The organism is Microvirgula curvata (assembly GCF_054781615.1).
The window spans coordinates 390,936-400,366 of sequence record NZ_BAAGUB010000003.1; the positions used below are offsets into that span (position 1 = coordinate 390,936).

Annotated in this window: 8 protein-coding genes; 6 read left to right on the forward strand and 2 right to left on the reverse strand. The window is 63.4% G+C overall.

Going from position 1 to position 9,431, the window contains the following annotated elements:
- Nucleotides 1-213: 213 nt before the first annotated feature.
- The 4 genes from ACYVG8_RS02065 to ACYVG8_RS02080 all read left to right on the forward strand — a co-directional run bounded on the left by ACYVG8_RS02065 (nt 214) and on the right by ACYVG8_RS02080 (nt 4,092).
- Nucleotides 214-1,542: a chloride channel protein gene (locus ACYVG8_RS02065; protein WP_036386614.1), complete on the forward strand. Its 1,329-nt coding sequence runs from the start codon at nt 214-216 to the stop codon at nt 1,540-1,542.
- A 96-nt stretch (nt 1,543-1,638) separates the two neighbouring features.
- Entirely contained in the window at nt 1,639-1,956 is a 318-nt protein-coding gene (gene grxD / locus ACYVG8_RS02070) for a Grx4 family monothiol glutaredoxin (protein WP_028500115.1), read from the forward strand.
- A gap of 170 nt (nt 1,957-2,126) precedes the next feature.
- Complete coding sequence (gene upp / locus ACYVG8_RS02075; protein ID WP_028500116.1) at nt 2,127-2,756, forward strand: uracil phosphoribosyltransferase; 630 nt, start codon at nt 2,127-2,129, stop codon at nt 2,754-2,756.
- Nucleotides 2,757-2,850: 94 nt separating this feature from the next.
- Nucleotides 2,851-4,092, forward strand: coding sequence for a uracil-xanthine permease family protein (locus ACYVG8_RS02080; protein ID WP_112692189.1), 1,242 nt, complete (start codon nt 2,851-2,853; stop codon nt 4,090-4,092).
- 66 nt (nt 4,093-4,158) lie between these two features.
- Here ACYVG8_RS02080 and ACYVG8_RS02085 read toward each other — a convergent pair whose 3' ends face one another.
- A complete protein-coding gene (locus ACYVG8_RS02085; RefSeq protein ID WP_460744951.1) occupies nt 4,159-5,532 on the reverse strand; it encodes a NarK family nitrate/nitrite MFS transporter in 1,374 nt (457 codons plus the stop codon).
- A gap of 25 nt (nt 5,533-5,557) precedes the next feature.
- A complete protein-coding gene (locus ACYVG8_RS02090; protein WP_460744952.1) occupies nt 5,558-6,805 on the reverse strand; it encodes an MFS transporter in 1,248 nt (415 codons plus the stop codon).
- A 228-nt stretch (nt 6,806-7,033) separates the two neighbouring features.
- Between ACYVG8_RS02090 and dcd the strand changes: the two genes are divergently transcribed.
- Nucleotides 7,034-7,600 carry a dCTP deaminase gene (dcd, locus tag ACYVG8_RS02095; protein ID WP_028500120.1) on the forward strand — a complete coding sequence of 189 codons (567 nt, stop codon included), beginning with the start codon at nt 7,034-7,036 and terminating at the stop codon, nt 7,598-7,600.
- 253 nt (nt 7,601-7,853) lie between these two features.
- Nucleotides 7,854-9,206 carry a deoxyguanosinetriphosphate triphosphohydrolase gene (locus tag ACYVG8_RS02100; protein ID WP_028500121.1) on the forward strand — a complete coding sequence of 451 codons (1,353 nt, stop codon included), beginning with the start codon at nt 7,854-7,856 and terminating at the stop codon, nt 9,204-9,206.
- Nucleotides 9,207-9,431 lie beyond the last annotated feature (225 nt).

Genomic DNA, 9,431 nt, shown 5'->3' on the forward strand with positions numbered 1-9,431 from the left:
GCTCACGATGCCTCGCCAGCCGGCGAGGCATTTTTCATTCTGCCGTCACGACACCGGGCACCACCCACTGCAACGGCATCCGATTTGCATCCGACGCCCTGACGATATAAATTCAGTAATTACTAATATGAAGATAGTCCCGCCGCGGCCATGCAACGGAACCTGCTCCGCCCGCCTCCCCCGAGGAAGCCACCGTACAACGAAGCCACACGCATGAATCGCCGCCTCCGCTACTACTATCTGTCGTGGGCCCTGTTCCGGCGCCGGCTTGCCCTGTGGACCAGCGCCATCCTGATCGGTGTGGCCGGCATCCTGTTCATGCTCGGCTCGCGCGCGGTCGATGCGCTGTTCCTGCAGGTGTACGCCGTGTCACCGTGGCTGTCGCTGGCCTGGACTCCGGCCTTCTTCGTGCTGTCGATCTGGCTGATCCGCACCGTCTGTCCCGACGCCGGTGGCGGCGGCATCTCGCAGACCATCGCCGCGCTGGACCGCCGCGGTGCGGCATTGCGCGACCGGGTGCTGACGCTGAAGGCCGCCGGGGTCAAACTGGTCGCCACGCTGATCGGCATCGGTGCCGGCGGCACGTTCGGCTATGAAGGCCCGATCGTCCACGTCGGCGCCGCGCTGACTTACGCCATCGGCAAGTTCAACCACATCACCAGCGAGGGCGTCGCCCGCAGCCTGATCCTCGCCGGCGGCGCCGCCGGTGTGGCCGCCGCCTTCAACACCCCGCTGGCCGGCATCGTGTTCGCCATCGAGGAAATGCATCGCGGCTTCGAGCACCGAGCCAGCGGCGTCATGCTGATCGCCGTGATCCTGTCCGGTCTGGTCACCATGGCCGTCTTCGGCAACTACGACTACTACGGCGTCGCCTCGATCCATTTCCGCGCCATCGGCACCCAGCAGATCGTCGCCGTCATCCTGACCGGCCTGATCTGTGGCGGCTTTGGCGGTCTGACCGCGCGCATGCTGATCGCCATCTCGTCCGGCAGCACGCACTGGATCTTCCGCCAGCGCACCCACCGCCCCTATCTGTTTGCCGGCAGCTGCGGGCTGGCGATTGCCGTGATCGGCCTGTCGACCCACGGCCTGAGCTTCGGTACCGGCTATGAACAGGCCAAGCTGCTGCTGGAAGGCGGCGGCGGCCAGGAAATGGACTACTTCGGCATTACCAAGTTGTGTACGCTGGTGCTGTCGCAGCTGTCCGGCGTAACCGGCGGCATGCTGGCACCGTCGCTGACCATCGGCGCCGGCTTCGGCCACGATATCGGCCGCTACCTGCCCGAGGTGCTGCCGCAGGCGATGGTGCTGCTCGGCATGGTCGGCTACTTTGCCGGCCTCAGCCGTTCGCCGCTGACCGGTCTGGTAGTAGTGATGGAAATGACCGACTCGTCGTCGATGGTGATCCCGCTGATGGTCACCGCGCTGCTGGCGTCCGGGGTGTCGCGGCAGATCTGTCGCCAGGGGCTGTATGACGCGCAGGCCAGGCTGCTGCTGCTCGCACTGCGGCGCGAACAGCAGGCCGCCGCCGACAAGCCTTGATGCCGGCCAGGAAAAAACGGGGATGCGTTGACCGTGCCGAGCCGCTGCGGATAAAATCCGACTGAATCAGTCAACCATTCTTCAGGACACCGCACCATGCGCGACGTGCAAGCCGAAATCCGCCAGGTCATCACCGAACATCCGGTGGTCCTGTTCATGAAGGGCACCGCCCAGTTCCCGCAGTGCGGCTTCTCCGCCAAGGCGGTGCAGATCGTCAAGGCCTGTGGTGTCGACCGCCCGGCCACCGTCAACGTGCTGGAAGACCCGGAAGTCCGTCAGGGCATCAAGGACTTCTCGAACTGGCCGACCATCCCGCAGCTGTACGTGAACGGCGAGTTCGTCGGCGGCTCGGACATCATGACCGAGCTGTTCCAGTCCGGCGAACTGCAAAAAATGATCGGCGCCGCCGCCTGACCCGGGCGGAAGGGGCGAGAGTCAATACCTTTCGTCCCCATTCCACCAGAGTTTGACTACAAGCTCGCTAGGCAGCCGGGTTTGGCTGTAGAATCCTGCCCCAAGCCAAAATACACCTGTCGTCCGGCAGCGCACCGCGCTGCCGGTGTTGTATCCGGGGCAAGGAAATCATGAATCTGACCATCGTCAAACATCCGCTGGTGCAGCACAAGCTCGGCTTGCTGCGCGAAGGCAATATCAGTACCAACAAATTCCGCACGCTGACGCACGAACTCGCCCGTCTGCTGGCTTATGAGGCCACGCGCGATTTCGAGCTCGAAACGATCACCATCGACGGCTGGAACGGCCCGATCGAGGTCGAACAGATCAAGGGCAAGAAAGTCACGGTCGTACCGATCCTGCGCGCCGGTCTCGGCATGCTTGATGGCGTGCTCGACCTGGTGCCCAGCGCCAAGATCAGCGTCGTCGGCCTGTACCGCAACGAGGAAACCCTCGAACCGGTGCCGTACTTCGACAAGTTCGTCGACGGCCTCGACGAACGCATCGCCCTGATCATCGACCCGATGCTCGCTACCGGCGGCTCGATGGTCGCCACCATCGACCTGCTGAAGCGCAAGGGCTGCAAGTCGATCAAGGCCATCGTCATGGTCGCCGCGCCCGAAGGCATCAAGGCCGTCACGGCCGTGCATCCGGACGTGCAGATCTTCACCGCGTCGCTCGACAGCCATCTGAACGAACATGGCTACATCATCCCCGGCCTCGGCGACGCTGGCGACAAGATCTTCGGCACCAAGGGCTGAGTGACATGAATCCCGAAAAGGCGACCTCTACAGGTCGCCTTTTTTATGAGAGCCCTGTTTTCGGCCCCACGATTGCTCTTCCACGGAGAATTCCATGATTCAACACCTGAAACAAGCGGTGGCAGGCGCACAAATCCTGTTCGTCGCATTCGGGGCGCTGGTGCTGGTCCCGCTGCTGACCGGCCTGAACCCTGCCATGGCGCTGCTGGGCGGCGGCATTGGCACCCTGCTGTTCCAACTGTGTACCGGCCGCAAGGTACCGATCTTCCTCGGTTCCTCGTTCGCCTTTATCGCGCCGATCATCTATGCGACCCAGACCTGGGGCCTGCCGTCGACCATGTTCGGCCTGTTCGCCGCCGGCTTCATGTACTTCGTGTTCGCCGCGCTGGTGCGCTGGCGCGGCGTCGGCGCCGTGAACAAGCTGCTGCCGCCGGTGGTCATCGGTCCGGTCATCATGATCATCGGCCTGTCGGTCGCCACCGTGGCCAGCAACATGGCCATGGGTCGCGCCGGTGGCGAGCAGGTGATCCCGTACGCTGACGCCCTGCTGCTGGCTGCCGTGTCGCTGGCCACCACCATTGTCGTGGCGATCTTCGCCCGCGGCATCTTCCGTCTGGTACCGATCCTGTCCGGCGTGATCGTCGGCTATGTCGTCGCCTCGTTCATGGGACTGGTCGACTTCGGCAAGATCGCCGATGCGCCGTGGTTCGCCATGCCGCACTTCATCACCCCGGAAGTGAACTGGGCCGCGGCGCTGTTCATGCTGCCGGTCGCCATCGCGCCGGCCATCGAGCATATCGGCGGCGTCATGGCCATTGGCGGCGTGACCGGAACCGACTACACCAAGACCCCGGGCCTGCACCGCACGCTGGCAGGCGACGGGCTGGGCGTCTGTCTCGCCGGTCTGATCGGCGGCCCGCCGGTCACCACCTATGCCGAAGTTACCGGCGCGGTGATGATCACCCGCAACTTCAATCCGGTCATCATGACCTGGGCGGCGCTGTTCGCCATCGTGCTGGCCTTCTTCGGCAAGTTCAATGCGCTGCTGCAGTCGATTCCGATGCCGGTCATGGGCGGCATCATGGTGCTGCTGTTCGGCACCATCGCCAGCATCGGCCTGAAGACGCTGATCGAATCCAGGGTCGACCTGATGGCGCCAAAGAACCTGGTCATCGTGTCGGTGGTGCTGACCTGCGGTATCGGCGCACTCGAACTCAAGCTCGGCAGCTTCACCCTGGTCGGCGTCGGCCTGTGCTCGGTCCTGGCCATCCTGCTGAACTGGATCCTGCCGTCGGCGAAAAGCCACGAAGGCATCAGTGAAGGGCAGGACGTCTGACACCTGCAGACAAAAAAGGGGGAGGCCCGCAAGCCTCCCCCTTTTTGCATTTTCAGTTTCCTGCCATCAGCACGGCACATCCGCATTGCGACGCGCGTAGTACCACCAGTTGACCAGCAGGCAGCTCAGGTAGAAGCCGATGAACGCGTACAGCGCCGCATCGACCCCGCCGGTCATCGCGATCGAGGTACCAAAGCTCTTCGGGATGAAGAAGCCGCCATAGGCGCCAACCGCTGCCGAGAAGCCCAGCACCGCAGCCGATTCCTTGGTGGCTTCGGCACGGGCAGCGGTAACCGACGACGGCGTCCGCCGCTCATGGAAGGTCTGGAAGATCACCGGCACCTGCATGAAAGTCGAACCGTTGCCGACACCGGTCAGCGCGAACAGCGCCAGGAAGCTGCCGAGGAACAGGCTGAAGCTGCCGCCGGCACCATGCTGAGGCAACGCCGCCAGCACACCGAACACGGCAACAATCATCAGCACGAAGGTCCACTGCGTGACCCGCGCACCGCCGAGCTTGTCCGAGATCCAGCCGCCAAGCGGACGGGCCAGTGCGCCGACCAGCGGGCCGAGGAAGGCGAAGCGGGTCGGGTCGACATCAGGGAACTGGCCCTTGATCAGCAGCGGGAAACCGGCCGAGAAACCGATGAACGAGCCGAAGGTACCGACATACAGCCAGCACATCAGCCAGTTGTGCTTGCGGCGGAAAATCACAGCCTGGTCGGAGAACGAAGCCTTGGCGTCGGCGATGTCATTCATGCCGAACCACGATGCCAGCGTCGACAGCACGATGAACGGCACCCAGATAAAGCCGGCATTCTGCAGCCAGACCATCTTGCTGACGTCGCCCTTGATCCAGGTCTGCCCTTCGCCGCCCAGGGCGCCGAACACACCGACGGTCATCACCAGCGGCACGATGAACTGCATCACCGACACGCCAAGGTTGCCGAGACCGGCGTTCAGGCCCAGCGCCGTGCCCTTTTCCGCCTTGGGGAAAAAGAAGCTGATATTGGCCATCGACGAGCTGAAGTTGCCGCCGCCAAAACCGCACAGCAGCGCCAGTACCAGCATCGTGGTGTAGCTGGTGCTGGCATCCTGCACCGCATAACCGATGCCGATGGCCGGAATCAGCAGCGTCGCGGTGGACATCGCGGTCCAGCGCCGGCCGCCGAACACCGGCACCATGAACGAGTAGAAAATCCGCAGTGTGGCACCGGACAGCGACGGCAGCGCCGCCAGCCAGAACAGCTGGTTCTGCGAGTAGTTGAAGCCGATATTCGGCAGGTTGACCACCAGGATGCTCCACAGCACCCAGATGGCGAACGCCAGCAGCAGGGCGGGAATGGAGATCCACAGATTGCGGCGGGCAACCGCCTTGCCGGTGGACTGCCAGAAGTCGGTGTTTTCCGGCTCCCAGCGCTTCAGTACGTATTCAGCCATGGCAAATCTCTCTTCAATGGGGCGATCAGGCAGCGGCGCGGGCGGCTTCCAGCTCGCGGGCGAGCGGTTTGAACGAGTAGTGCATCCAGACCAGTGACACGGCAGCGGTGCCGTACAGCAGCATGAAGCAGCTGGAGCGAATGCCGGTCAGGTCGACCAGTGCACCGAACAGGATCGGCAGGATGAAGCCGCCGAGACCGCCGGCCAGCCCGACCACGCCGGAAACGGCGCCGATGTTGTCGGTGAAATCATCGGAGATGAACTTGAACACCGACGCCTTGCCGACCGCCATGGCGATCCCGGCCACGAACATCACGCCGGTGAACAGCCACGAATTCAGGCCGATATGCAGCGACTGCGGACCGTTGATGGTGGTGATCACCATCTCCGTCTGCGGATAGGACAGGATGAAGAAGCACGCCAGCAGCACCCACATCACCCACCAGGTGGTCTTGTAGGCCCCGATGCGGTCGCTCATCCAGCCGCCGATGGCACGCAGCACACCGCCCGGCAGCGAGAAGCAGGCGGCGAGGAAGGCCGCGTGCTTGATATCGAAGCCGTACTCGCCGACGTAGTACTTGGTCATCCACAGCGACAGACCGACATAGCCGCCGAACACCACCGAGTAGTACTGGCTGTAGCGCCAGACGCGCGGGTCCTTCAGCACTTTCAGCTGTTCGGCCACCGTTACGCCCTTGCCAACCACGTGCTTCGGATCATGGAAGCTGAAGCACCAGAACAGGAGCGCCGTCACCAGCATCACGCCGGCGTACACCTTCGGCACCAGGGTCCAGCCGGCGGCGGCAATCAGGGCCGGCGCCACGAATTTGTTGACGGCGGCGCCGGAGTTGCCGGCCCCGAACACGCCCATGGCCAGCCCCTGCTGGTCGCGGCGGAACCAGCGCGCGACATACGGGGTGCCAACCGAGAACGTGCCGCCGGCCAGGCCGATGAACAGACCGATCACGATGAAATGCCAGTAGGCCGTCGCATACTCCATCACGTAGATGGGGATGACCGTGGACAGCATCAGGATGAACATGACGATGCGACCGCCAAAGCGGTCGGTCCACATGCCGAGCGGCACGCGGATCAGGGAACCGGACAGGACCGGCGTGGCCGCCAGAATGCCGAACTCGGTCTCGTTGAGCCCGAGCTGCTGCTTCAACGGAATGCCGACCACACCCAGCATCATCCACACCATGAAACAGACGGTAAACGACCAGGTGCTCGACGCCAGTACCGCATATTGCTTGTATCGTTGCGAAGCCATTTCTGGGCCTCTCCCTACCGGGAATGGGGTTTTTGACCTGAGCGAGTCTATGCCTGCACCAGATCGGCCCCCATTCCCCGGAAGGTGTGACAGACAGTGAATTCGGGCTAGTTATATATACTCCTTTGGAGCTATTCGACGCCGCTGGTACCCCTGGCCGGGTGCGGACAACGATCCCCCAGCCGCAATGGTGTAAAATCCGGCACAATTTTCAGCCAGAGGCCCGCCATGAGCATCAAATCGGACAAGTGGATTCGCCGGATGGCGGAAGAGCACGACATGATCTCCCCGTTCGAGCCGGACCTGGTCCGTCAGGTGAACGGGCAGAAGGTCATCTCTTTCGGGACGTCCAGCTACGGCTACGACATCCGCTGCGCCGACGAATTCAAGGTCTTCACCAATATCAATTCGACCGTGGTCGATCCGAAGAACTTCGACGAAAAATGCTTCGTCGACATCAAGGGCGACTACTGCATCATCCCGCCGAACTCGTTTGCGCTGGCGCGCACGGTCGAGTACTTCCGCATTCCGCGCAAGGTGCTGACGGTCTGCCTCGGCAAATCGACCTATGCACGCTGCGGCATCGTGGTCAACGTGACGCCGTTCGAGCCGGAATGGGAAGGCTATGTGACGCTGGAGTTCTCCAACACCACGCCGCTGCCGGCCAAGATCTACGCCAACGAAGGCATCGCCCAGGTGCTGTTCTTCGAGAGCGACGAAGAGTGCGAAGTGTCGTACAAGGACCGCGACGGCAAGTACATGGGCCAGCACGGCGTGACCCTGCCGCGCCCCTGAGCGGCATCGGCGCGACGGACGGTGCGGCGTTTCGCTCGACTTCCGTCCGCCATGGTCTAACTTTGATGCTGGTGGATCCGGATCCGCCCCGGCCCTGCCCGTCACCGGCACGGCCGGCACCGGGATCCGCCATCTCCAGACGTCATTGCATTGGAGCGTTGCAGTCCCCCTTGCTGCGGCGCTCTTTTTTTGCCCGCTCGTCACGCACCGCCTATGATCGGAACCATCGTCATTCCCTGTCAGGCCCGATCAGATGGCAACCGTCATGCAATGGGAGCAACTGCTCTCCACCCGCCGTTTCAAGCATGTCGACGGTCGCATCGAGCCCAGCCGGTCCCTGCCGGGCGAGCCGGATGCCGGGCTGCGCAGCGACTTCCATGTCGACCACGACCGGGTGGTGTTCTCGAGCGCCTTCCGCCGGCTGGGACGCAAGACCCAGGTTCACCCGCTGGCCCAGAACGACCATACCCATAACCGGCTGACGCACAGCGTCGAAGTCGCCTGCGTCGGCCGCAGCCTCGGCAACCGGGTCGGCGCCATGCTGGCCATGGACAACCGGCTGCCGGCCGGCTACTCGGCCTTCGATATCGGCGCCATCGTCCAGGTCGCCTGCCTCGCCCACGACATCGGCAATCCGCCATTCGGCCATACCGGCGAGGATGCACTGCGGGTCTGGTTCCGCCATCCGGACCATGCGCGCTATCTGGTCGGGCTCAGCGATGCCGAGCGCCAGGACATCCAGACCTTCGAGGGCAATGCGCACAGCCTGCGCATGGTGTCGTCACTGGAGATGTACGGCCGTGAAGGCGGCATGCGCCTGACTTCGGCCTCACTCGGCGCACTGACCAAGTATCCGTGGACCTCGGACACCTTTCCGGCACGCGGCAAGTTCAACCTGTATCGCTCCGAACTCGATTACTTCGCGGCCGTGGCCACCGAACTCGGGCTGCCCCGGCACGGGCAGCATCACTGGGCACGCCATCCGCTGGTCTACCTGATGGAAGCGGCGGACGACATCTGCTACGCGATTCTCGACCTGGAAGACGCCGTCGAAATCGACATCATCGATGTGCGGGAATTCGAAGCGCTGCTGACGCCACTGGCCGAAATCGACCGTGTCTGGAGCACCGACGACCCGCGGCAGAAGTGCGCGATGCTGCGCGGCATGGCCGTCGGCAAGTGCGTCAGCAATGTCGCCGACCGCTTCATGGCCCACCACGATGCGCTGCTCGACGGTGAATTCGCGGCCAAGGACCTGCTGGCGGTCTGCACCGGGCGGGTCAGCGATGCGCTGAGTGCAGCCAAGGAACTGGCCAGCCGCAAGGTCTACCGCCACCCGAGCAAACTGGTCACCGAAATTGCCGCCTACCCGTGCCTGGCCACCCTGCTGGATATTCTTGTCCCGTCCGCCCATGCGTATATCAGCCATCCCCAGCGGACACTCAGCCCGCGCGACGCGACCCACCTGGCGCTGCTGACGCCAAGGCTGGAAGCGGATGATTCGCTGTATCAGGCCTACATGAAGATCCTCGATTTCATCGGCGGCATGACCGACAACCATGCGGCGCGGCTGGCGCGGCAATTGTCCGGCGTCGGGCTGGTCTGAGAATGCCCGGCAGCCGCTAACCGGTATTGGGCATTCATCTCATCCTGACAGGCAGCGAGCCATGAAAGAAGCCCCCGTGCATGGCACGGGGGCTTCTTTGCGTATCCGTCACGATCGCCACGCACCAATGAAAGAAGCCCTCGTACAGGGTACGAGGGCTTCAGTATAGGACCTGGCGGTGACCTACTTTCGCATGGGCAAGTGCCACACTATCATCGGCGCAAA